At 64.0% G+C, this 22,235-nt stretch carries 32 protein-coding genes; 5 read left to right on the top strand and 27 right to left on the bottom strand.

Features of this window, described 5'->3' with window-relative positions:
• Position 1 precedes the first annotated feature (1 nt).
• Both SK1NUM_RS04555 and secY read right to left on the bottom strand, forming a co-directional pair.
• Positions 2-574 carry an adenylate kinase gene (locus SK1NUM_RS04555; protein ID WP_212325898.1) on the bottom strand — a complete coding sequence of 191 codons (573 nt, stop codon included), beginning with the start codon at positions 572-574 and terminating at the stop codon, positions 2-4.
• Positions 571-1,872, bottom strand: a complete 1,302-nt coding sequence (gene secY / locus SK1NUM_RS04550; RefSeq protein WP_212325896.1) for a preprotein translocase subunit SecY — start codon at positions 1,870-1,872, stop codon at positions 571-573. The genes SK1NUM_RS04555 and secY overlap by 4 nt, the downstream gene beginning before the upstream one ends.
• 262 nt (positions 1,873-2,134) lie before the next feature.
• On the opposite strand from secY, the gene wecB reads away from it, so the two are divergent.
• The gene (gene wecB / locus SK1NUM_RS04545) at positions 2,135-3,316 is read left to right on the top strand and encodes a non-hydrolyzing UDP-N-acetylglucosamine 2-epimerase (protein ID WP_244980187.1); all 1,182 of its coding nucleotides are present in this window, start codon (positions 2,135-2,137) and stop codon (positions 3,314-3,316) included.
• 77 nt (positions 3,317-3,393) lie between these two features.
• Here wecB and rplO read toward each other — a convergent pair whose 3' ends face one another.
• The 11 genes from rplO to SK1NUM_RS04490 form a co-directional block, all read right to left on the bottom strand.
• Entirely contained in the window at positions 3,394-3,834 is a 441-nt protein-coding gene (rplO, locus tag SK1NUM_RS04540; RefSeq protein WP_212325891.1) for a 50S ribosomal protein L15, read from the bottom strand.
• Positions 3,834-4,016: a 50S ribosomal protein L30 gene (gene rpmD, locus SK1NUM_RS04535; RefSeq protein WP_212325889.1), complete on the bottom strand. Its 183-nt coding sequence runs from the start codon at positions 4,014-4,016 to the stop codon at positions 3,834-3,836. The genes rplO and rpmD overlap by 1 nt, the downstream gene beginning before the upstream one ends.
• Positions 4,016-4,621, bottom strand: coding sequence for a 30S ribosomal protein S5 (gene rpsE, locus SK1NUM_RS04530; RefSeq protein WP_212325887.1), 606 nt, complete (start codon positions 4,619-4,621; stop codon positions 4,016-4,018). The genes rpmD and rpsE overlap by 1 nt, the downstream gene beginning before the upstream one ends.
• A gap of 24 nt (positions 4,622-4,645) precedes the next feature.
• Complete coding sequence (rplR, locus tag SK1NUM_RS04525; protein WP_212325880.1) at positions 4,646-5,029, bottom strand: 50S ribosomal protein L18; 384 nt, start codon at positions 5,027-5,029, stop codon at positions 4,646-4,648.
• Entirely contained in the window at positions 5,029-5,571 is a 543-nt protein-coding gene (gene rplF, locus SK1NUM_RS04520; protein ID WP_212325878.1) for a 50S ribosomal protein L6, read from the bottom strand. The genes rplR and rplF overlap by 1 nt, the downstream gene beginning before the upstream one ends.
• A gap of 28 nt (positions 5,572-5,599) precedes the next feature.
• Complete coding sequence (gene rpsH, locus SK1NUM_RS04515; protein WP_014847226.1) at positions 5,600-6,004, bottom strand: 30S ribosomal protein S8; 405 nt, start codon at positions 6,002-6,004, stop codon at positions 5,600-5,602.
• Positions 6,005-6,094: 90 nt separating this feature from the next.
• Complete coding sequence (locus tag SK1NUM_RS04510) at positions 6,095-6,280, bottom strand: type Z 30S ribosomal protein S14 (RefSeq protein WP_130873492.1); 186 nt, start codon at positions 6,278-6,280, stop codon at positions 6,095-6,097.
• A gap of 9 nt (positions 6,281-6,289) precedes the next feature.
• The gene (gene rplE / locus SK1NUM_RS04505; protein WP_212325873.1) at positions 6,290-6,910 is read right to left on the bottom strand and encodes a 50S ribosomal protein L5; all 621 of its coding nucleotides are present in this window, start codon (positions 6,908-6,910) and stop codon (positions 6,290-6,292) included.
• On the bottom strand, positions 6,910-7,296 hold the full coding sequence (gene rplX / locus SK1NUM_RS04500; protein ID WP_212325866.1) for a 50S ribosomal protein L24: 387 nt from the start codon (positions 7,294-7,296) through the stop codon (positions 6,910-6,912). Before rplX ends, rplE begins: the two co-directional genes overlap by 1 nt.
• Positions 7,297-7,298: 2 nt before the next feature.
• A complete protein-coding gene (rplN, locus tag SK1NUM_RS04495) occupies positions 7,299-7,667 on the bottom strand; it encodes a 50S ribosomal protein L14 (RefSeq protein WP_212325863.1) in 369 nt (122 codons plus the stop codon).
• Between the two features lie 369 nt (positions 7,668-8,036).
• Positions 8,037-9,488: a PQQ-binding-like beta-propeller repeat protein gene (locus SK1NUM_RS04490; RefSeq protein WP_212325861.1), complete on the bottom strand. Its 1,452-nt coding sequence runs from the start codon at positions 9,486-9,488 to the stop codon at positions 8,037-8,039.
• Positions 9,489-9,687: 199 nt separating this feature from the next.
• Between SK1NUM_RS04490 and SK1NUM_RS04485 the strand changes: the two genes are divergently transcribed.
• On the top strand, positions 9,688-10,191 hold the full coding sequence (locus tag SK1NUM_RS04485) for a ferritin (RefSeq protein WP_212325859.1): 504 nt from the start codon (positions 9,688-9,690) through the stop codon (positions 10,189-10,191).
• A gap of 88 nt (positions 10,192-10,279) precedes the next feature.
• Here the strand turns inward: SK1NUM_RS04485 and rpsQ are convergent, their stop codons facing one another.
• The 13 genes from rpsQ to SK1NUM_RS04420 all read right to left on the bottom strand — a co-directional run bounded on the left by rpsQ (position 10,280) and on the right by SK1NUM_RS04420 (position 17,755).
• Complete coding sequence (gene rpsQ, locus SK1NUM_RS04480) at positions 10,280-10,552, bottom strand: 30S ribosomal protein S17 (protein ID WP_212325857.1); 273 nt, start codon at positions 10,550-10,552, stop codon at positions 10,280-10,282.
• A 2-nt stretch (positions 10,553-10,554) separates the two neighbouring features.
• Positions 10,555-10,788 carry a 50S ribosomal protein L29 gene (gene rpmC, locus SK1NUM_RS04475; protein ID WP_212325855.1) on the bottom strand — a complete coding sequence of 78 codons (234 nt, stop codon included), beginning with the start codon at positions 10,786-10,788 and terminating at the stop codon, positions 10,555-10,557.
• On the bottom strand, positions 10,788-11,207 hold the full coding sequence (rplP, locus tag SK1NUM_RS04470; protein WP_212325853.1) for a 50S ribosomal protein L16: 420 nt from the start codon (positions 11,205-11,207) through the stop codon (positions 10,788-10,790). The genes rpmC and rplP overlap by 1 nt, the downstream gene beginning before the upstream one ends.
• A gap of 3 nt (positions 11,208-11,210) precedes the next feature.
• A complete protein-coding gene (gene rpsC, locus SK1NUM_RS04465) occupies positions 11,211-12,023 on the bottom strand; it encodes a 30S ribosomal protein S3 (protein WP_212325851.1) in 813 nt (270 codons plus the stop codon).
• Between the two features lie 2 nt (positions 12,024-12,025).
• Complete coding sequence (gene rplV, locus SK1NUM_RS04460; protein ID WP_212325849.1) at positions 12,026-12,427, bottom strand: 50S ribosomal protein L22; 402 nt, start codon at positions 12,425-12,427, stop codon at positions 12,026-12,028.
• A gap of 25 nt (positions 12,428-12,452) precedes the next feature.
• On the bottom strand, positions 12,453-12,734 hold the full coding sequence (rpsS, locus tag SK1NUM_RS04455; protein ID WP_130873482.1) for a 30S ribosomal protein S19: 282 nt from the start codon (positions 12,732-12,734) through the stop codon (positions 12,453-12,455).
• An 18-nt stretch (positions 12,735-12,752) separates the two neighbouring features.
• Positions 12,753-13,589, bottom strand: a complete 837-nt coding sequence (gene rplB, locus SK1NUM_RS04450; protein ID WP_212325847.1) for a 50S ribosomal protein L2 — start codon at positions 13,587-13,589, stop codon at positions 12,753-12,755.
• Between the two features lie 17 nt (positions 13,590-13,606).
• Positions 13,607-13,915, bottom strand: a complete 309-nt coding sequence (gene rplW, locus SK1NUM_RS04445; RefSeq protein ID WP_212325845.1) for a 50S ribosomal protein L23 — start codon at positions 13,913-13,915, stop codon at positions 13,607-13,609.
• Positions 13,912-14,784 carry a 50S ribosomal protein L4, sunset domain variant gene (gene rplD / locus SK1NUM_RS04440; RefSeq protein WP_212325843.1) on the bottom strand — a complete coding sequence of 291 codons (873 nt, stop codon included), beginning with the start codon at positions 14,782-14,784 and terminating at the stop codon, positions 13,912-13,914. Before rplD ends, rplW begins: the two co-directional genes overlap by 4 nt.
• Positions 14,781-15,443: a 50S ribosomal protein L3 gene (rplC, locus tag SK1NUM_RS04435; RefSeq protein ID WP_212325835.1), complete on the bottom strand. Its 663-nt coding sequence runs from the start codon at positions 15,441-15,443 to the stop codon at positions 14,781-14,783. The genes rplD and rplC overlap by 4 nt, the downstream gene beginning before the upstream one ends.
• 8 nt (positions 15,444-15,451) lie before the next feature.
• Positions 15,452-15,763 carry a 30S ribosomal protein S10 gene (rpsJ, locus tag SK1NUM_RS04430; protein ID WP_015071250.1) on the bottom strand — a complete coding sequence of 104 codons (312 nt, stop codon included), beginning with the start codon at positions 15,761-15,763 and terminating at the stop codon, positions 15,452-15,454.
• A 610-nt stretch (positions 15,764-16,373) separates the two neighbouring features.
• Positions 16,374-17,045, bottom strand: a complete 672-nt coding sequence (locus SK1NUM_RS04425; protein WP_212325833.1) for a response regulator transcription factor — start codon at positions 17,043-17,045, stop codon at positions 16,374-16,376.
• A complete protein-coding gene (locus SK1NUM_RS04420) occupies positions 17,042-17,755 on the bottom strand; it encodes a sensor histidine kinase (protein WP_212325826.1) in 714 nt (237 codons plus the stop codon). The genes SK1NUM_RS04425 and SK1NUM_RS04420 overlap by 4 nt, the downstream gene beginning before the upstream one ends.
• Before the next feature lie 473 nt (positions 17,756-18,228).
• Here SK1NUM_RS04420 and SK1NUM_RS04415 point away from each other — a divergent pair, with 473 nt between their 5' ends.
• Together SK1NUM_RS04415 and SK1NUM_RS04410 are read left to right on the top strand one after the other, a co-directional pair.
• Entirely contained in the window at positions 18,229-18,939 is a 711-nt protein-coding gene (locus SK1NUM_RS04415; RefSeq protein WP_126378901.1) for an ABC transporter ATP-binding protein, read from the top strand.
• Positions 18,936-20,348, top strand: a complete 1,413-nt coding sequence (locus tag SK1NUM_RS04410) for an FtsX-like permease family protein (RefSeq protein ID WP_212325819.1) — start codon at positions 18,936-18,938, stop codon at positions 20,346-20,348. The genes SK1NUM_RS04415 and SK1NUM_RS04410 overlap by 4 nt, the downstream gene beginning before the upstream one ends.
• A gap of 100 nt (positions 20,349-20,448) precedes the next feature.
• On the opposite strand, the gene SK1NUM_RS04405 is transcribed toward SK1NUM_RS04410, so the two are convergent.
• Entirely contained in the window at positions 20,449-21,444 is a 996-nt protein-coding gene (locus tag SK1NUM_RS04405; RefSeq protein WP_212325817.1) for an NADP-dependent oxidoreductase, read from the bottom strand.
• An 87-nt stretch (positions 21,445-21,531) separates the two neighbouring features.
• Between SK1NUM_RS04405 and SK1NUM_RS04400 the strand changes: the two genes are divergently transcribed.
• Entirely contained in the window at positions 21,532-22,044 is a 513-nt protein-coding gene (locus SK1NUM_RS04400; RefSeq protein ID WP_223927812.1) for a MarR family winged helix-turn-helix transcriptional regulator, read from the top strand.
• Positions 22,045-22,235: the final 191 nt, after the last annotated feature.

Genomic DNA, 22,235 nt, shown 5'->3' with positions numbered 1-22,235 from the left:
CTCAGGCCTTGCGGGCAGCCACGGCCTCAAGCATCCGCTGCCGGACCTCTTCGACTGTCCCACTCCCCTCCACCTCCACGAGGAGGCCTTGTCTCTCGTAGTGGAACAGCAAGGGCGCGGTCTGCCCCGCGTAGACCTCCATGCGCCGCCTGATGGTGTCCTCGTTGTCGTCGGTGCGGCCTTCCTTCGCGGCCCTGTCGAGCAGGCGCGCGACCAGCACATCAGGCTCCACCAGCAGAGAGACCACTGCGTCCAGATGTTGCCGTCGCTGCGAGAGATAACGGTCCAGAAAGTGGACCTGGTGCATGGTGCGGGGAAATCCGTCCAGCAGGAACCCGGAGGAGCAGTCAGGCTCGGCTAGCCGGTCGGCGACGATGGCCTCCGTGACGTCGTCGGGCACATATTCACCGGCGTCGATCAAGGCTTTGACCTTGAGGCCCAGCTCCGTTGCGTTACGGATGTTGGCGCGAAAGATGTCCCCTGTCGAGATTGCCGCCACTCCGTGGGCCTGGGCCAGCGCTGCCGCCTGAGTGCCCTTGCCTGCCCCGGGAGCGCCCATGATGAGCATCCTCACCGGAGGAATCCTTCATAGTTGCGCTGCTGCAGTTGGCTCTCGATCCGTTTGACGGTGTCGAGGGCAACGCCGACGATGATCAGGATGGAGGTCCCACCGAAGGGGAAGTTGTCGCTCGCGCCAACGGCGATGAACGCGAGGGTCGGGATCATCGAGATGACCGCCAGATAGAGCGAGCCGGGCGCGGTCAGGCGGTTCAGGACATAGGTCAGGTAACGTTCCGTCGGCTTGCCAGCCCGGATGCCGGGGATGAAGCCGCCATACTTCTTCATGTTGTCCGAGACCTCTTCGGAGTTGAAGCTGATCGCGACGTAGAAGTAGCAGAAGCCGATGATGAGCAGGAACTGCAGGCTGCTGTAGATCCAGCCGTTGTGGTTGAAGTTGGCTGCGATCCACTGCCCCGTGCCGGACTGTGGGCGGAAGGTGGCGTAGAGGATCGGAAGATACAGGATGGAACTCGCGAAGATCACCGGGATGACGCCGGACTGGTTCACCTTCAGCGGGATGTAGGTGGTGGAGCCGCCGACGAGCCGCCGCCCGACCATGCGCTTGGCGTACTGCACTGGGACGCGCCGCTGTCCCTGCTCCATGAAAAGGATGCCGAGCATCACCAGCAGGCCGATGGCGATGACCGCCAGGAACAGGAACCACCCTGTGGGCCCGGGATGGGATTCCTTGATGGTCCACAGGCCGGTCGGGAAAGTGGCTGCGATCTGGGTGAAGATCAGCACTGACATGCCGTTGCCGACGCCGCGGTCGGTGATGAGCTCACCGAGCCACATGATCACGACGGTTCCGGCGGTCATGGTGAGGACCATCGTGATCATCGGGAAGAGCTCCTGCGTGTAGAGGATGCCCTGGCAGTTCAGCAGCTGGCCGGTGCGGGCCATGGTGACGAACGCCGTCGCCTGGAGCAGCGCGAGCACCAGCGTCAGGTAGCGCGTGTATTGGGTGATCTTGGCCTGTCCCGCTGCGCCCTCCTTCCGGAGCGCCTCCAGCCTGGGGATGACCACACCGAGCAACTGCAGGATGATCGAGGACGTGATGTAGGGCATGACACCCAGCGCGAAGATCGTCAGGTGGAGTAGGGCACCGCCCGAGAACAGGTTGATTAGGGAGTAGATCCCGGCTTGCGAACCCGTGTTGGCGGCAGCCACGCAGGCGTTGAGCGCCTGCATGTTCACGTTCGGCGCCGGAATGTTAGATCCGAGACGGAACACCAGAAGGATCCCAAGCGTGAAGAAGATCTTCTTGCGCAGCTCAGGTGTCTTGAACGCGCTAGCGAAGGCGGAGAGCATCCGGCCCCTCTTTCAGTTGCTCAGCAAATTACCCGTCACCCACCTTAGGCAACTTAGGCAGCGTACCAAGGGGGACCCACATTCCCCAACGCAGAGCCCTCAACAGCACTGTCCAGGACGCCGGCACCGGCCTTTCGGACCGTCGCCATGAGCAACCCGTCCCAGAGGTATTGCATACTTCCGGCCAATCCTCTTATTCTTTGCCCCAAGTGTTTGAGCGGCGTGGGATCGCCGCAAGCTGGGGGGCTTCATGAAAAAAGTCATGACTGTTTACGGGACCCGTCCCGAGGGCATCAAGATGGCACCCGTCATCCGCCGTCTGGAGGAGGACCCTCGTTTCGAGTGCATATCGGTGGTCACCGGACAGCATCGCGAGATGCTCGACCAGGTCAATGAGGTGCTGGGAATCACCCCGACGCACGACCTGGACGTCTTTGCCCCAGGCCAGACGCTCAACGAGATCATGGCCCGCATCATCACGCTGCTTGATCCGATCCTTGAGGTGAAACGACCCGATGCGGTCGTGGTCCAAGGCGACACCTCCACCGTGGCCGCGGCTGCCCTGGCCAGCTTCAACCGGCACATCCCAGTGGTGCACCTCGAGGCCGGGCTGCGCAGCGGTGACATCGCAGCGCCATTCCCCGAGGAGGCCAACCGCAGCATCGCGACACGGATCAGCTCCCTGCACCTGGCTCCGACCCAGCAATGCCGCACCAACCTGGAACAAGAGGGGATACGGGGCGAGAACATCGTCGTGACCGGGAACACCGTCATCGACGCCCTGATGCGGGCGGTAGAGGCCGAAGTGCCGATCGAGGACGAACGGCTCCGCCGCGTGGTCGCTTCTGGCGCGCCGGTCCTGCTGGTCACAGCGCACCGCCGCGAGAACTGGGGACGTCCGATGGAACGGATCGGCCATGCCATCGCCAAACTCGCACTGAGTAACCCACATCTCCAGGTGATCCTGCCAGCCCACCTCAACCCCATCGTCCGGCACTGCCTGCTGTCTCCGCTCAGCGGGCTGGAGAATGTCGTGGTCTGTGATCCCCTCCCCTACGGCGAGTTCATCCAGATCATGAAGGCTTCGCACATCATCCTCACCGACTCCGGCGGCCTCCAGGAGGAGGCCCCGGCCCTTGGTAAACCCGTGCTGGTGCTGCGGGAGAGCACGGACCGTCCCGAGGCGCTCGCAGCCGGAGCAGCCCGCCTGGTCGGGACCGACGTAGAGACCATCTACGCAGAGGTGAGCCGCATCCTCAGCGAGCCGGCCAGCAGCACCCTGACTGCCAATCCCGTCAGCCCCTACGGCGACGGCGCCGCCGCTGTGCGGGCAGTGGCTGGGATCGCTGCCTTCCTGGGCATCGGCGAACAGCTGCCGGACTTCACCAGCCACACCCCGTCACGTCCCTGGCCGCTGGTGCTTCGCGGCGATCAGTCTGCCTGATTACAGACGTCCGCGACGAAAGCAAAGGGCTGGGTCTTGACCACGTGGTCAGGACCCAGCCCTTTCAGCCCTGTTGCTCAGGCCTCCACCGCAGAGCCGCCGGCCGCGGCCAGCTTCTCCTTGGCAGAGTTCGAGAACGCGTCAGCCGTCACGTTGAGGGCGACGTCGATATCGCCGCCGCCCAGCACCTTCACGAGCGCCCCGGCACGCACGGCACCCGCCTCGACGAGGTCCTCAGCGGTGACCGCGCCCCCCTTGGGGAACAGCTCAGCGAGACGCCCGACGTTGACGACCTGGTATTCCACACGGAAGGGGTTCTTGAAGCCCTTGAGCTTCGGGATCCGCATGTGCATCGGCATCTGGCCGCCCTCGAAGTTCGCGGGGACGTTCTTGCGAGCGCCCGTGCCCTTCGTGCCGCGACCAGCGGTCTTACCCTTGGAGCCTTCACCGCGGCCCACACGGGTTTTCGGGGTGTTTGCGCCCGGTGCCGGGCGCAGGTCATGAATCTTGAGAGCCATTACTTGACCTCTTCCACTTCCACGAGGTGGGCGACGGTACGGATCATGCCGAGCACCTCAGGACGATCCTCACGCACCACGCTCTGGCCGATGCGCTTCAGCCCCAGGGTGCGCAGCGTGGCCCTTTGGTAGTCCTTGCCGCCGACGCCCGATTTGGTCTGGGTGATCCTCAGTTCAGCCATCAGCCAGCCACCTCTTCCTTGCGAGCACGGAGAAGAGCCGCGGGAGCGACATCCTCCACCGGCAGGCCGCGGCGCTTGGCGACGGCCTCCGGCTCCTCAAGCTGCTGCAGGGCGTCAACCGTCGCGTGAACGACGTTGATGGCGTTAGCCGAGCCGAGCGACTTGGCCAGCACATCCTGCACACCGGCGCACTCAAGCACCGCGCGGGCAGAGCCGCCGGCGATGACACCGGTACCGGGTGAGGCGGGGCGCAGGAGCACCACACCAGCGGCCTTCTCGCCCTGCACGGGATGCGGGATGGTTCGCTGGATCAGAGGCACCCGGAAGAAGTGCTTCTTGGCCTCCTCCACGCCCTTGGCGATGGCCGCCGGCACCTCTTTGGCCTTGCCGTAGCCGACGCCGACGGTTCCCTCGCCGTCACCCACGACCACCAGTGCGGTGAAGCTGAAGCGGCGCCCACCCTGCACGACCTTGGCAACGCGGTTGATCGCAACCACGCGCTCAAGATACTGGTTCTTGTCTTCCTTGGAAGCCTGGCCACGACGATCGTCACGGCCACGACGCTCCCCACCGCGGCGGTCGCCGCGCTGCTGGGTTTCACTCATCGTGTTCCCTATCCTCTCGTCGTATCAGAATCCGAGACCGGCTTCGCGCGCCGCATCAGCAAGCGCGGCAATCCGGCCGTGGTACTTGTTACCGGCACGGTCGAAGACGACGCTCTGCACGCCGGCCTCCTTCGCACGCTGGGCGATGAGCTCGCCCACCTTGCGGGCCTTGGCGGACTTGTCGCCCTCCGCAGCCCGCAGGTCAGCCTCCATGGTGGAGGCTGACACCAGGGTGCGGCCGACGGTGTCGTCGATCACTTGCACGTACAGGTGCCGCGCGGAGCGGGTGACCACCATGCGGGGCCGCTCGGCAGTACCGTTGATCTTCTTGCGGCCACGCAGCTGACGGCGGGCGCGTGAGGCGGTCTTCGCCGCCAGGCCTTTGCGCATGCCAAGCGAGATAGCCATTACTTACCAGCCTTTCCGGCCTTGCGGCGGACGTGCTCGCCCGCGTAGCGGACACCCTTGCCCTTATAGGGCTCAGGCTTGCGGATCTTGCGGATGTTTGCGGCGGTCTCACCGACAAGCTGCTTGTCGATGCCGTGCACCGTGAACTTGGTCTGGGTTTCGACCGTGAAGGTGATTCCCTCCGGTGCGTCGACCACCACCGGGTGGGAAAACCCGAGCGCGAGCTCGAGTTGCGCGGGACCCTTCGCGACGACACGGTAGCCGACGCCCACGATCTCGAGCTTCTTCTCATAGCCCTGGGTGACCCCGGTGACCATGTTCGACACGAGGGTGCGGGTCAGACCGTGCAGGGAACGGGACAGCCGCTCGTCATCCGGACGCGACACCTCCAGCTCACCCTGCTCATTTTTCGCGACGGTGATGGGCTCGCGCACCGTGAACTTCAGTTCACCCTTGGGGCCCTTGACAGCCAGGTCCTGGCCGTCGATCTTGACCTCGACGCCGGACGGGACCGCGATCGGGAGCCTGCCAATTCGTGACATGTTCTATCTCCTTTTCAGTCTCGTCGGGTCACCAGACGTAGGCGAGCACTTCGCCGCCCACGGACTTGGCGTTTGCTTGCTTGTCGGTCAGCAGGCCCTGGGACGTGGAGATGATCGCGATACCCAGACCGCCGAGCACCTTCGGTAGGGCGTTGGCCTTCGCGTAGACGCGCAGACCGGGCTTGCTGATGCGGCGGAGCCCTGCGATGGAGCGCTCGCGGGAATCACCGTATTTGAGGGTGACCTTGAGCACCTTGCCCACCTGTCCTTCGACCTCAGTCAGCTCGAAGTTCGAGATGTAACCCTCGGCCTTCAGAATCTCCGCGATGCCGACCTTGATCTTCGACGACGGCATGGACGTCGATTCCTGGTACGCCTGATTGGCGTTACGCAGACGCGTGAGCATGTCTGCGATGGGATCAGTCATTGTCATGGCTGTGTGGCTTCTTTCTCGCCCCGGTTTCCCCCAGACTGGGGACCTTTGGCAAATCGAAATTGGAAGTTCTTATCGTGGCGCTCTGGGTCACCAGGACGACTTGGTCACGCCGGGGAGCTGGCCGGCATGAGCAAGCTCACGCAGGCAGACGCGGCACAGACCGAACTTGCGGTACACCGACTTGGGACGACCGCAGCGCTTGCAGCGGGTGTAGGCGCGCACGCCGAACTTCGGCTTACGGGACTGCTTGACCTTGAGTGCTGTCTTAGCCATGGTTCACGCTCACTTCTTCTTCTTGGGCTGGAACGCGGGGCCGCGGCCGCCTTTGACCGTCTTCGGGTCGTCAACGGCCTTGAAGGGGAATCCAAGGTGCTTCAGCAGCGCACGCCCCTCCTGGTCGTTGGTGGCCGAGGTCACGAACGTGATGTCCATACCGCGGACACGATCAATCTTGTCCTGGTCGATCTCCAGGAACATGACCTGCTCGTTCAGCCCGAAGGTGTAGTTGCCGTTACCGTCGAACTGGCGTCCGTTGAGGCCCCGGAAGTCGCGGATACGCGGCAGGGCCAGGGTGAGAAGCCGGTCGGCGAACTCCCACATCCGGTCTCCGCGGAGAGTGACGTGGCAGCCGATGGGCATCCCCTCGCGCAGCTTGAACTGGGCGATGGACTTGCGGGCCTTGGTGATCGCCGGCTTCTGCCCGGTGATCGCCGTCAGATCGCGGACGGCGCCGTCGATGATCTTGGAGTCGCGGGCAGCCTCGCCAACGCCCATGTTCACCACGATCTTGGTGAGACCGGGGATCTGCATGACGTTGGGGTACTTGAACTCCTCCTGCAGCGCAGGGATGATCTCCTCGCGATACTTCTTCTTCAGGCGTGGGATCTCGACGTCGTTGCTCATCAGATCTCCTTCCCGGTCTTGGAGGCGATACGCACGCTGCGCTGAGCCTGGTAGGTGGACCCGTCCGAGCGCCTCTTGGTGACGTCCACGCGCTCGTAGCCGACGCGAGTGACGACCTCCTTGTCCTTGCCGTTCTCGTCTTTGACCTTGGTGACGAGCTGGACGTTGGAGACGTGGATCGGGGCCTCGGAACTGATGATGCCGCCCTCGATGCGGCGGCCGTTCGCACCCTGCGACTCACGCTTGTGCCGTTTGACGACATTGACGCCCTCGACGGTCACCCTCTGGGCGCGGGGGTCGACAGCGATGATCTCGCCGGTCTTGCCCTTGTCCTTGCCCGCGATGACCTTGACGCGGTCACCCTTCTTCACATGAAGCGAGTTCATCCTCAGATCACCTCCGGGGCGAGTGAGACGATGCGCATGAATTTCTTCTCGCGCAGTTCCCGGGCCACCGGACCGAAGATGCGGGTGCCGCGGGGCTCCCCGTCGTTCTTCAGGATGACGGCGGCATTCTCGTCGAACTTGATGTACGAGCCATCGCCACGGCGACGCTCTTTGACTGTACGCACTACGACGGCCTTGACGACTTCGCCCTTTTTGACGTTGCCGCCGGGGATCGCGTCCTTGACCGTGGCAACGATGGTGTCACCGACGTAGGCGTAACGACGCTTCGAGCCACCGAGAACGCGGATGCACAAGAGCTCCTTGGCACCAGTGTTGTCGGCGACCTTGAGTCGCGACTCCTGCTGGATCATTTGTTCTCCTCCGTCCGACCGGTTCCCAGGGATTGGGCCTGGTCGGAACTCACATGGTGAACCCCCTGGATTTTGCCAGGAGGCGCCCCGGGCCTGAGACACGGGGTTTCGTCACCCGAGAAAGGTCCCCACCCGGTTATCCGGAGGGCACAGACTCAAGGCAACTTGCCAAGCGTACCCCAAGCTGTCATGTCAGGCGAAACCGGACCGCAGACCGCAGCATCACAACTGCCCACCGGGCAGGCTCTCTTTTCCCGCGTCTTACCGCCCTCAGGGGCGTTCAGGCAGCACATCCTGTTCTCCGCCTTCCGCCAAGGTGAGTCAACCGCACGTGACCTGCTGGGCAGGAGAGTCGTATCGCCAGGAGCGTCATCTCAGGACCGCGAGGAAGTCGGTGTCGCGGAGCACGAGTCTCTTGTCGCGCTGCTCCACCTGCCGGTATGCGTCGAAGCCCTTGGTCCAGCGAATTCCCGGTTCTCCGGGCCTGACCGAGGACAGCTTGACCGACTCGCTCTTGCCGTCGACGAGGATGAGATCACCATCCGCTGTGCGGAACATCGTCCGGGGAGGCTCTTCAACGGGATACTCGGTGAGATTGACACTACCTGTCGCCAGATCCGCGACACCGGCGTGGAACGCGGGGTGCGTATAGGCGACGACAGTCTTGCCGTCCTGCTGGAACCCCGTGAAATAACCTGCATACCAGTCGGCCCGCCACATGCTCTGCCCGGTGCGGGGATCGAGACGTTCGACCGCGGCCGCCTCGTTCTCGCTGACCAGGAGCGCATCGCCCATCACGTGCAGCGCACCGGATGCCCTGGCCTGGTCCCACAGCCTGCGTCCCTGCTCGTCGTAGGCGGTGAGATTGTTGTCCGCATCCGACGCGATGATGACTCCGTTCACCTCTATGAAAGAGCTGTTGTCCTGATACCAGCTAGGCTTGCTGCCGTCCTTTGTCGACAGCGAGAGCAAGCAGTGGCCGGGTTCCCCGGACTGCCCGACCAGGCAGAAATCGGCATGCCCGTTTCTTTCCAGCACCTTGACCTGGCCATCACCGGGCTCTATCCCAACCTCAACGCTCCACTCTTTGGTGTCGAAGTCATCAATGGATTTCGCACGGCTGATCTTGACCTGGCCAATGGCAGAACTCAATGGTTCGTACTGGTAGAGGGCTCCCGACTCCCCCATCAGGAGCATTCCCTCCCCCAGCTCCAGCCGCTTGACGAACTGGCCGTCAGAACTCCGGTAGACCAGCAGCGAGCGTTCCCCCTCAGCGGCAGCGATGACCACCCCGACGAACCCGTCGGGGAGCTCCGTTCCAAGATAGGCATAGGCTGATTCCCGGATCTCAGAGCTGACATCGACTGCCCATTTCCTGGACCCGTCAGCCCAGTCGAGCATCACCAGTTCCCTTTCTCCCTTGGAAAGGTCCGGGGCGACGAGCATTCCTTCAGGCACTCCGGCGATATCCGTCTCCTGCGAGATCCTCTGCTCCCAGGCGACCGTCGGCTCTTCCCGCAATCCCTCGAGGAGCTCGTGCCCGGTTGTCCCGCCATTCCCGCGAAAGAAGAACCACCAGACCCCGGCTCCGGCTCCAGCGAGCAGCAGCGTCGCCAGGGCGATGATCAGCACGGTCCTGGCAGGGTTCCGTCTCCTGACCACCGGCGCTGACGGTGGCCCCGGGGATGGCTCTGGCACCTGCACCGGCTGCGGGGACACTGCCGGCGGAGGCTGGAACTGCGGCATCCCGGACTTCGGCGGCGGGACCGTGTCTTCCGGAACTGGCGTGAGGGGTTCCTCCTGCGGGGGATGCTCGCTCATACAGACTCCTCATTGACTCGGTGGCCCGATTCTCGCAAATCGAATGTCTTGGGGGAAGAGGCTTTGCGCACCTGCATACCAGAGGTCAGCTGGCAAAAAACAACGCTTCCTGTCGTCATTTTGGCCAACACCAGGATTTTGATAGCCGAACCTAAAAGAATGAGCGGATTAGTCAGTGCTGGCAGCTAGTCTTCCTGTTATGGAACTCACTGGAGAACTCAAGGACGCCTTCAACACTCAGGTCACCATGGAGCTGAAAGCCGCTGTCGTCTACCGGCAGTTGTCCATCGACATGGAGGCCCTCGACCTGCCTGGAATCGCCAGCTGGTTCAAGGCCCAGTCCGCCGAGGAGGAAGTGCACGCCGACAAATTCATCACACACATGCTGGACCGCGACGCCACTCCGCTGCTCGGGAACATCGAGGCACAAACCCAGCACGTCACCACGGTCCTCGATGCTTTCGAGGCCTCGCTCGCCCACGAGAAGAAGGTCTCCGAAGCGATCCGGGGTCTTTACCGCCTGGCCCAGTCGACCGGGGATATCGACGCCTTTCCCCTGCTGAACTGGTTCGTGGATGAGCAGATCGAGGAAGAGGCCACAGTCTCGACCATCATCAGCCGGATCAAGCTGATCGGCGATGACGGCAATGGCCTGCTCCGCCTCGACGCAGAGCTCGGTGGCCGCGACTCCTCGGAGAGCTGATCGACCGCGCCACTCACTGGCGCTGCGCAACACAGATGCGAGGCGGCCCGGTCCCTGAGGGGACCGGGCCGCCTGTTTGTGCGTTTCATCACTTGGCGCGTTCGATGATCTCGACCAGCCGCCAGCGTTTCTGGGCGGACAACGGACGGGTCTCCATGACGCGGACGCGGTCGCCGATGCCGGCGCTGTTCTCCTCGTCATGGGCCTTGATGCGCGACGACTTGGTCATGACCTTGCCGTACAGTGGATGCTTCACCCGGTCCTCGACCAGGACGACGATGGTCTTGTCCATCTTGTCCGAGACGACGACGCCCTGGAACACCTTGCGGCGGCCGCGCTGTTTAGGGGTGGCTTCTGGCATGCTCAGTTCTCCTGAATCGTGGGCTCATCGACGATGCCGAGGTTGCGCTCCTGCAGCACTGTGTAGACACGGGCGATGTCCTTGCGGACCTCACGCAAACGTCCATGCGACTCCAGCTGGCCGGTGGCTGCGGCAAAGCGGAGGCCGAACAGTTCCTCCTTCAACTCCACCACCTTGGCGTTGAGCTGCTCGCGGGACAGGCCGCGCAGGTCGTTGGCAGTCAGGGACTTGCTCATCAGTTCTCACCTGCTTCGCGCTTGATGAAACGGGCTTTGAAGGGCAACTTGTGGATGGCGAGACGCATGGCCTCACGGGCAACGTCCTCGCCCACCCCGGACAGCTCGAAGAGCACCCGCCCGGGCTTGACGTTGGCCACCCACCACTCGGGCGAACCCTTACCGGAACCCATCCGGGTCTCGGCCGGTTTCTTGGTCAGGGGACGGTCCGGGTAGACGTTGATCCAGACCTTGCCGCCACGCTTGATGTGGCGGGTCATGGCAATACGAGCAGCCTCGATCTGACGGTTCGTCAGGTAGGACGACTCGAGTGCCTGGATGCCGTACTCGCCGAAGGCGAGCTTCGTAGCGCCTTTGGCGACACCATCCCGCTTGGGGTGGTGCTGCTTACGGAACTTGACGCGACGAGGGATAAGCATGGCTCACGCTCCTGCGTTCTCGGTTGCGGGAGCAGCCTCGGCTGGCGCCTGGGCTGCTTCGGCGCGACGGCGGCCGCCACGCTCGGGACGATCTCCACGGCCCTCACCGCGGCCCGGGCGACGGCCCGAACGCTGGCGGCCGGAGGGCGCAGAGTTGCGGGCGGCCTTCTGGGCAGCACGCTCGGCGCGGGTACCGGTGACGTCGCCCTTGTAGATCCATACCTTGACGCCGATCCGCCCGAAGGTGGTGCGCGCCTCGTAGAAGCCGTAGTCGATGTCAGCCCGGAGGGTGTGCAGCGGCACCTGACCGTCGCGATACCCCTCGGAGCGCGACATCTCAGCGCCACCAAGACGTCCGGAGCACTTGATCCGGATGCCCTTGGCACCGGCACGCATGGCAGTCTGCTGGGCCTTGCGCATCGCACGGCGGAAGGCCACACGGGCCCCCAGCTGCTCGGCGACACCCTGCGCGACGAGCTGGGCGTCGATCTCGGGGTTCTTCACCTCGAGGATGTTCAGCTGGACCTGCTTGCCGGTCAGCTTCTCCAGCTCTGCCCGCACCCGTTCCGCCTCGGCGCCGTTACGGCCGATGACGATCCCGGGACGCGCGGCGTGCAGGAAGATGGTGACCCGCTCGGAGCGCCGCTCGATCTCGATGGAGGAGATGCCGGCGCGCTCCAGCGATTTGGTCAGGTAGTTGCGGATCTTCACATCCTCGGCCACGTAGTCCGCGTAGTTCTTCTCCGCATACCAGCGGGTGACGTGATCCGTGGTAATGCCGAGACGGAAGCCGTTCGGGTTGATCTTCTGCCCCATGCTCAGGCCTCCTTCGACTCTCGGGGTTCGACGACCACAGTGATGTGGGAACCACGCTTGAGGATCCGGGATGCGGATCCCTTGGCGCGGGGACGGATACGACGCAGGGTGACTCCCTCGTCGACGAATGCCTTGGAGATGTACAGGTCCTGGGGATCCAGGTCCTCGACGTTCTCGGCATTGGCGGCGGCCGAGGCCACCACCTTGTATACGGGGTCCGAAGCCGCCTGGGGGGCGAACTTCAGGGCGGTGAGGGCCTCGGAGACGTCCATGCCGCGGATCAGGTCCACCACACGACGTACCTTCATCGGGCTCATCCGGACGTGACGCGCGATGGCGTAGGAGCCGGGACGATCACCGAGCAGGGCCTCGCGACGGGCGCTGTTGCCGTTTTCATTGCTCATCGTTTCGTTGTCCTATCCTCGCCCCTCAGCGGCGGCGGGCCTTCTTGTCTTCCTTCACGTGCCCCCGGAAGGTGCGCGTGGGGGCGAATTCGCCCAGCTTGTGACCGATCATCGCCTCGGTGATGAACACCGGGACGTGCTTACGACCGTCGTGCACCGCGATGGTATGACCCAGCATGTCCGGGACGATCATCGAGCGGCGTGACCAGGTCTTGATGACGTTCTTGGTGCCCTTTTCGTTCTGAGCGTCCACCTTCTTCATCAGGTGGTCGTCGACGAAGGGACCCTTCTTCAGGCTGCGTGGCATATTTTCTCAGGCTCCCTATCAGCGCTTCTTGCCGGTCTTGCGGCGACGCACGATGAGACGGCTGCTCGCCTTGTTCTTGTCGCGGGTGCGGCCCTCGGGCTTGCCCCACGGGGACACCGGGTGGCGGCCACCCGAGGTACGCCCCTCGCCACCGCCGTGCGGGTGGTCGACGGGGTTCATCACGACGCCACGGACGGTCGGGCGGATGCCCTTCCAGCGGTTGCGTCCGGCCTTGCCCCAGTTGATGTTCGACTGCTCGGCGTTGCCGACCGTGCCGATGGTGGCGCGGCAGCGAACATCGACCATGCGCATCTCACCCGATGGCATGCGGAGCGTGGCGTATTTGCCCTCACGGGCAACCAGCTGGATGGCCGCACCGGCGGAACGACCCAGCTTGGCCCCACCGCCGGGACGCAGCTCCACGGCGTGCACGGTGGTGCCGACGGGGATCTGGCGCAGCTCCAGGTTGTTGCCCGGTTTGATGTCGGAGCCCTGCCCGGAGACCACGACGGTGCCCTGGGTCAGGCCGTTGGGGGCGATGATGTACCGCTTCTCCCCGTCGTAGTAGTGCAGCAGCGCGATCCGGGCAGTGCGGTTGGGGTCGTACTCGATGTGAGCGACCTTCGCCGGAACACCGTCCTTGTCGTAGCGCTTGAAGTCGATGATGCGGTAGGCCTGCTTGTGCCCGCCACCGATGTGGCGGGTGGTGATGCGACCCGAGTTGTTGCGGCCGCCGGTCTTCGGCTTTGGCGCGAGCAGCGACTTCTCCGGGGTCGAACGGGTCAGCTCGACGAAGTCGGAGACGCTGGCGCCGCGACGTCCCGGCGTCGTTGGCTTGTATTTACGGATACCCATGACGAATCAGTCCTTCTTCACTCGCCCCGGCTGGCGAAGATGTCGATGTGCTCACCCGCAGCGACAGTCACGATGGCGCGCTTGACGTCGACCCTCTTGCCGATGCCGAAGCGGGTACGCCGACGCTTCCCCTGACGGTTCTGGGTGTTAACGGCGATGACGCGAACCCCAAAGATCTTCTCGATCGCGATCTTGATCTCGGTCTTGTTGGCGTGGGGTGCCACGATGAACGTGTACTTGTTCTCGTCGAGGAGGTTGTAGCTCTTCTCGCTGACGACGGGGCGCCAGATGATGTCGCGGTGGTCGCGGATCTTCAGCTCGCTCACTTCTTCTCCTTGCCTTCCAGGACATTCACGAAGCCAGCGGCCTCAGCAGCCTCGGGACTGTTGAACCACACCTCCGCGATCGTGCGGGAGTACCAGGGGGACTCGGGGGTGTGGAACTTCATGGAATCCTCATTACCCTTGATGTCGAACCCGGCCGGCGGCTCGTCGCCCCGGTAGGAGTCCTTGCCGTAGTCCTTCTTGACGCTTTCTCCGGCCTCGCTCTCAGCGGCGATGGCCTCGGCGCCGCGATGAGTAAAGGCAGCCAGGGCCGCAGAGGTGAATACAACCGTATCGGCGATCAGCACGTCGTAGGCGTTCAGCTGGTCGACGGCGAGCACGTGCACGTTCTGCACGTTGCGCAGGCTCAGCCACGCGACCTCCTCGAAGCGGTCGAGGACCACGAGCGCCTTCTTGAACTCACCCAGCTGAGCGAGTGTCGCCAGAGCGGTCTTGGTGGAGGGAACCTCGCTGGGCACCAGGTCGGAGACCACGAAGACCTGACCGTCGCGGGCGCGATCAGACAGGGCGCCGCGCAGGGCCGCGGCAATCATCTTCTTGGGGGTGCGCTGCGCGTAGTTCCGCGGCTTCGGGCCATGGACGGTGCCACCGCCAGTCCAGATCGGGGAGCGCCGCGAGCCGTGACGGGCACGGCCGGTGCCCTTCTGGCGCCAGGGCTTGATGCCGCCGCCGCGGACCTCGCCGCGGGTCTTGGTGGAGTGCGTCCCCTGGCGTGCGGCGGCCAGCTGCGCCACCACGACCTGATGGATCAGCGGGACATTGGTCTGGACGTCGAAGAGATCACCAGGCAGCTCGGCCTTGCCTGCCTTCGTGCCATCGGGGGCGTGGACGTCGACGGTGATGGAACTCATGCCTGTTCACCCTTCTTTGCTGCGCTACGCACGACGACGAGCGACCCATTGTTGCCGGGAACCGCACCGCGGACCAGCAGCAGGCCACGCTCGGCGTCGACGGCGTGGATCTTGAGGTTCTGGACAGTCACCTTGGTGTTGCCCATACGGCCTGCCATGCGAAGGCCCTTGAAAACGCGGCCGGGGGTGGCGCAGCCACCGATGGAGCCGGGCGCGCGGTGCTTGCGGTGAACACCATGGGAGGCCTTGAGGCCACCGAAGCCATGGCGTTTCATGACACCCGCGGTGCCCTTGCCCTTGGTGGTGCCGGTCACATCGACGAACTCTCCGCCGGCGAAGACCTCCGCCGTCAGCTCCTGGCCGAGGGTGAATTCGGAGGCATTCGCGGTGCGAAGCTCGAGGAGGTGCCTGCGGGGAGTGACGTCGGCCTTGTCGAAATGGCCTTGGGCCGGCTTGGTGACCTTCCTGGAGGGGATGGCCCCGAAGCCAAGCTGGACGGCGTTGTAGCCGTCTTTCTCAGGGGTGCGGACCTGGGTGACGACACAGGGTCCGGCCTGGATAACGGTGACGGGGACGACCTTGTTGTTCTCATCCCAGAGCTGGGTCATGCCGAGCTTGGTGCCCAGGATGCCCTTGATGACTCGTTCGCTATTGCTCATCTCGGACCTCACGGAAGCTTGATTTCGATGTCGACACCGGCCGGGAGGTCGAGGCGCATCAGCGAGTCGACGGTCTTCGGCGTGGGGTCGAGGATGTCGATCAGCCGCTTGTGGGTGCGCATCTCGAAGTGCTCGCGGCTGTCCTTGTACTTGTGGGGCGAACGGATCACACAGAACACGTTCTTCTCAGTAGGCAGCGGCACGGGGCCTGCCACCTTGGCACCGGTGCGAGTCACGGTGTCGACGATCTTGCGCGCCGAGCTGTCGATGACCTCATGGTCATACGCCCGCAACCGGATGCGGATCTTTTGTCCCGCCACAGTTCGTTCCTTCTACTCGTCCCTGATGGAGTTCTCATGAACTTTTTGGGGCCTGGACCCCTGGCTGCCCCGACCCCCGAGGTCGGGAGTGTCGGGCCCGAAGCCGCAAGGAAAGACCTGCCTCCAGCTTCCCGGAGGTCACATCTTGCGCTTGGGCCACTTGCTCGACCTCGACAAGAGATAGGCCTTACCGCGCACGCGACAAACCTCACCCCTTGCGGAGCAACCTGGATATTCTTGCACGCCCTCGGCGACGAGCCAAATCAGCCCCCGGCAGCGGCGTCGCTATCTGTGCGGCCTTGGTGCATGTCATCGACGAGATCCCCCACTCCGCGCCGGTGCCACCGTCCCATGCCAGACCGCGCCGTCTCACATCCCGAACACCCCGGCCTCAGACCACGGGTGCACGAAACGCCGCAGGATGCAGAACCCACGTGGCATCATGCCGCCAGTAAGCAGAGCCACGGCGTTTCGTGCACAGCCCCTGCGGTCAGGAACGAGCCGGTCAGAGTGGCAAGTGCGGTCAAGAGTGACGACAGACGACCGAGAGCAACGGCCGGAACGACAAGGGATAGGAACGGGCCGGGGTTCAGCGGCTTGATTTCCGGGGTCAGGTGCTGCGGTTGAGGAAGGCGAGGATGGCCCTCACCCGGCGGTTCTCATCACCGGGCTCGAATCCGAGTTTGGAGAAGATGCTGGAGACATGTTTCGCGACAGCGGCGCCAGAGAGGAAAAGCCGGGCTGAGATCTGGTTGTTGGAAAGCCCCTGGGCCATGAGCTCCAGGACCTCCAGCTCACGCGAGGTCAGGTCTCCGAGCCCGGAACGAGAGGCCTGCATCATGGCGCGCGCCACCTCCGGGTCAATCACCACTCCCCCGCTGGCCACCATCCGCAGAGCGCCGATGAAGTCCGCGACCTGCGCCACCCGGTCCTTCAGCAGATACCCCGACCCACCGGCGCCAGGCGGCGACGGGAGGGCGAAGAGCTCTTGGGCGTGCAGCGGCGAGACGTACTGGCTCAGTACCAGCACCGCCACCTCAGGATGATCCTCTTTGATGCGGATGGCCGCGCTCAGCCCGTCATTGGTCATGGTGGGCGGCATGCGCACGTCGGTGATCACGACGTCGGGCAGTGCACCCTGGTCGGCCAGCCCAGCTATGGCGGACAACAGGGCATCCGCGCGATGCTCCTGCCCCACGATCTGGTAGCCCTGACGCTCCAGGAGGCCGACGAGCCCCTCCCGCAGCAGTGCAGAGTCGTCAGCCATCAGGATTGTCGTCATCGGATCACCACCGCGGGTTCGCCTCGTTCCAGGAGCAGGGGAATGGTCGCAGCCAATTGTGTCGGGCCGCCAGGCGGCGAGGAAATCGTGAGTTCGCCACCCACCGCTGCCAGGCGCTCCCGCATCCCGGCCAGCCCATGCCCCGAGACGACCCTCGCACCGCCTGGCCCCCGGTCCACAACGGAGACCAGGAGATTCTGGTCGGCGGCGAGCAGCACGGTCACCTCCGCACGGGGCGCATACTTGGCCGCGTTGCCGATGGCCTCGCAGGCAAAGAAGTACCCAACCGCCAGCACCGCCTCAGGAAGCTCCGGGAGCGGGTGGGGAGTAACGATCCGGACCCGGTTGGCCGCGGTCGCCGCTACCTCCTCCAGCGACGCCGCGAGCCCTTGCTGCCTGAGCAGCTGCGGATGGATACCGCGGATCGTCCGGCGCAGCGCCCCCAGGCCCTCCTGAATGGCGGTGTTGGCCTCGGCCAGGAGCTGCGCTGCGACGGGGTCGTTCTCGACCGCTGGGGAGAGCTGCGCCTCCCCCACCTTCATGGCGGCGGCCACGAGGTACTGCTGGGCGCCGTCGTGGAGATCGCGTTCGATGCGACGGCGCTCCACCTCGTAGGCCTCGACGATGACACGCCGCGAAGCGGTGAGCTCGGCGATCCGCTGGGCGGCCTCCTGCTCATGGCTGACCCACCGTTTCCTTCCCCAACGCATGACAAGAATCTATCGCGCGCACCCGCGAATCCCACGTTCAAGGGCTGAACCGGTAACTGAACGCTCCTTCTCCGAAGCCGGTTGAGTCAGCACGTGAGCGAAGCGAACGGCTGAGTCGAAACCACCTGCAACCGGTAGCCAGAACCCGACCACGGTCACCATGGTTTCGACACGGCCCACTCGCTGACGCTCGCAGGCCAGTTCAACCAACTCCCACCCCTCAAAGCCGGTTGAGCCGGGTCGCGAGGAACGAGCGACCCGAGTCGAAACCACCGGCAGTCGAACAACAAACCCGGCCCCAGGTCCCCAGACACCCCCACCATGGTTTCAATACAACCCACTCACGGACGTTCGCGGGCCGGTTCAAGCAGCTTCGAGGACATGCGGTGTAGGAGAATAGGTAGTGCTGGCACCACCCCGAATGTGAAGTGCACCCTGTGTTGCACGACCGCTCCCGGCGATGGAATTGAAACATGTTCGACGACACCTATTCAGCGGCCCTGCTGGCCACCCACGACATCACCAAGAGCTTCGGCACGGTCAAGGCACTGGCCGGAGTCTCCCTCACCATCGCCTCCGGGGAGTCCGTCGCCATCATGGGGCCCTCCGGTTCCGGCAAGTCCACCCTCCTGCACTGCCTGTCGGGGGTGCTGGTCCCGAACGACGGTCGGGTGCTGTTCGCGGGCGAGGACCTCACCGAAATGTCCGATGCGCAGCGCTCCCACCTGCGCCTGAGCCAGTTCGGTTTCGTCTTCCAGGACGGCCAGCTGATCCCGGAGCTCCCGGCCCGCGAGAACGTGGCGCTGCCGCTGCTGCTCACCGGCACCCGGCGTCGCACCGCGCTGGCGAAGGCCGACGAGGTCCTGGCGAAGATCGGTATTCCCGATCTGGCTGATCGCCGCCCCTCCGACATGTCCGGCGGGCAGGCGCAGCGAGTCGCGATAGCCCGCGCGCTGGCGGCGAACCCCCGGGTGGTGTTCGCCGACGAGCCGAGCGGTGCCCTCGACCAGGCCACGGGCCACGAGGTGATGCAGCTGCTGACCGCCACCGCCGCCCAGGCCGGGGCGTCACTGGTGATGGTCACCCACGACCCGGCGGTCGCCCGTTGGTGTTCGCGCCTGGTAGAGATCCGTGACGGCCTGGTCCATGCCGACCGCCGCCTCGACGTGGAGGTCGCACGATGAGCACCGCCACCGGTTTGACCGGCCTCACGTTCCAACTCACCCGCGCACGGTTCGCGGTTCGCCAAGGCGAGGCCCTGCTGTTCTTCGCCTCGGTGCTGGCGAACACCATATCCGCGGCCCTGGCTTTCACCGTCGCGGGTGGAACCATGATGTTCCACGAACGCTGGCGCCACCCCGCGGGCCTGTTGGCCGCCCTCAAGGCGGAGGATTCCTCCTTCGACCTGGTCCTGATGTTCTACTTCGTCCTGGCCCTGATCGCCACGGCCCTGCTGGTGCCCACGATGATCTCGCTGTCCGCCTCGGCTGCGGTGCTGGGGGCACGGGGCCGGGAGCAGCGGCTGTCGGCCCTGCGGTTGCTCGGCCTGAGTTCCGGCGACGTGACCCGCATGTCACTGATCGACTCGGCCATCCAGGCGGGCATCGGCACCCTCCTCGGCGGCCTGCTCTACCTGGTGACCGCCCCCGCCTGGGGAGCACTGGAGTTCCAGACCCAACCGGTGGCGCTGGTACTGCCCTGGTGGCTGGCGCTGGCCGTCGCCGCCGCGAACATCGTCATCGCGCTGATCGCCACCTGGTGGGGTCTGCGGCAGGTGCGGATCTCCCCGCTCGGCGTCGCACGCCGCGGCGTGAAACCCCCCACGACCTGGAAGCGGGTTGCAGTATTCGCCGGAATCCTGGTGGCTGCATTCGCCGTGCTTCCTCACCTCCAGGCCGGCCGGGAGGTCATGGGCTACGTGGTGTTCGCTGCGATCATCGGCTGCGTGATCTTCGGCTACAACCTCTTCGGACCGTGGATGCTCCAGCGCTTCTCCCGTTTGTACTTCCTGCTTCCCGGGCCCGCAGTGCTGATGGCCGGGCGCCGGATCCTGGCCGATCCCCGAAGCGCCTGGCGCCGCATCGGCGGGCTGGGGATCCTGGCCCTGATCGCGGGCTACCTCGGGAGGATGCCCATCGAGCTCAACGGCAAGGACAGCGAGGCCCTCACGGCCTTCTCCGAAAAAGCCACGTGGGATTTCACCAAGGGGGTCGTCATCACCCTGGCCGTCGCCCTGCTGCTGACCGCCACATCCATCCTCATCAGTCAGGCCTCGTCGGTGTTCGAACGCTCCGACCTCACGATCGCGCTGCACCGCCTCGGCACCCCCGAGCCCTTCCACGCTCGGGTGCAGTGGCTGGAGAACCTGGGACCGCTGGCGCTGGTCACCGTCACTGGTTATCTGCTCGGATTCGGCATGGCACAGCCGTTGGTGAACATAGTGGAGAAGCATGGGTATCAGCTGCCCACGACCGGGGTCGTGGTGGTGATCACGGTGATCGTGACGGGCTTCGTCCTCGCCGCCCTGGCCTTGGTGGCCACCCACCCATTGCAGATGCATGTCCTGGGAACCCACCGTCGCCGCAACGACTAATGAAAGCAGAAGAAACAACTGAGGTGTTGGGGCTGCTATGGAAACAGCCCCAACACCTCTCACAAACTAAACAAAACTCGCAATTCTCTCTTTTCTCGATTCATCTGGATAGGGAGACCACAAGCTTGCCCCGTACGTGACCCGCGTTCAGCTCGGTATAAGCCTCACGCACGGACTCGATCGTGAAGGGGTACACCTGAGCCAGCGCCACCTTTGCGGCGCCGTCTGCAACCAAGCCGGTAATCTCAGGAAGATCACCCGGTTGAGCATGCCGCGAACCTGTGAACTGGGCTCCCCTGATGATGGCACCTGGCGAGGGAATCAGCGTACCGATGGCGTGGCCAGGCAAGCCCAAGGCGAACCCCAGTTTGACATATCCACCTCCGTAGCAATCCAGGAATTTGGTGACGGCACGCGGCGTCATGGCAAGAATCCGGGATTTCAAATCTTCGCCATAGGAAACAGGAATAGCACCTAGAGAACGCAGGTAATCAGTATTGCGTTTCCCAGCAATCCCGATCACCGTCGCACCTCGGTGTATGGCGATCTGCGACGCGAGAGAACCCATCCCGCCCGATGCGGCGCTGATGACAATGACGTCGCCATTGTTTAGGTCAAGCTGGCGGAACGCCCCACCGACAGTCTGTGCGGCCACACCCAGAGAGGCGGCCACCTCGAAACTGATTGATTCAGGCTTGTTCACGACGTCATCGACCGAAGCGATCAGCTTGTCAGCCAGTGCACCCTTTGTGTTCCCAAGGCCTGGCGCACTCCTCAATGTCCCCAGAACAGGTTGACCGATCTCGAAGCCTTGTACATACGGCCCGACAGCATCGACGCAACCGGCGAAATCGCGCGCCACCCCGCGGGGAAACCGTGGAGACCCGAACCAGCGGACCGGATGAGTGAGGCACTGGATAGATTCAAGAATTTTGAGACGTATGTCTCCGCCAAATATCTTCGCATCCACCGGGTTGAGGCCCACTGCCTTGACAGCGACACGAACTTCTCCGCCACTCGGAGCCGGATCAGCGACCTCAGCCATTTGCAGGATCCCAGGGCCACCAAATTTCCGGTACTGGACGGCTCGACTCATCAGATCCTCCTCTCAGAACCGCCTACACGACACACTGGCCATGCATGCCGCCGGCGCCAGTATCAATTACTATGGAACTCATACTATATGATTTTCATCGCAATCGAGGTTTTCATGGGCATGCATGCGGTAGGCCAACGGACGACGAAGGCAGCCATCTTGGCCCTACGCCGGCTAAATGCTGCATTCGCAACCAGTAACCGGGCAGTGGGCGCAAAGCTTGGAATCAAGGACAGCGACTTAGCCATCCTCGACTGCGTCAACCAGGAGGGCCCACAGACCCCTACTGAGCTGGCCCGCCGGACCCGGACCCACATCGCGACGATGACTGGGATTCTCGCGAGGCTAGAACGTGATGGTTGGATCGAGCGACGCCACACCAACACGGACCGGCGCTCCGTACAGATTCATGCAATAGCAATACATCGTCTCACTGACACATATGCGAGAGCCAATGAGAGACTCAACCGTCTCTTAGGGTCCTGGGACCCCGATCAGCTGAAGACGTTGATCGACTTCCTCACAGATGCCAGCAGCATTGTTACTGAATGTGCTGACCACATCGCCCAGGAGCCTGTGGCATCAAAGACGCACAGGTGAGAACAGCAGAGCGCCGCAGGTCTTTCCACACGCATCTGCGAGACGCCCGGCACACCAGAAGTTCCCGGGTTCTCGTGTTGACTCAGCGCATTCCCGCGACCTATAGGAACCATGGAGCACCCCCGCATGATGCAGCTTGACACGCACTTCACCGCCCTTGCCCGCGGAACCTCTTATTCAGCCGGTCGTAG

This window comes from Arachnia rubra, assembly GCF_019973735.1.
Lineage (GTDB): Bacteria > Actinomycetota > Actinomycetes > Propionibacteriales > Propionibacteriaceae > Arachnia > Arachnia rubra.
This window is presented reverse-complemented; position numbering and strand designations above follow the sequence as displayed.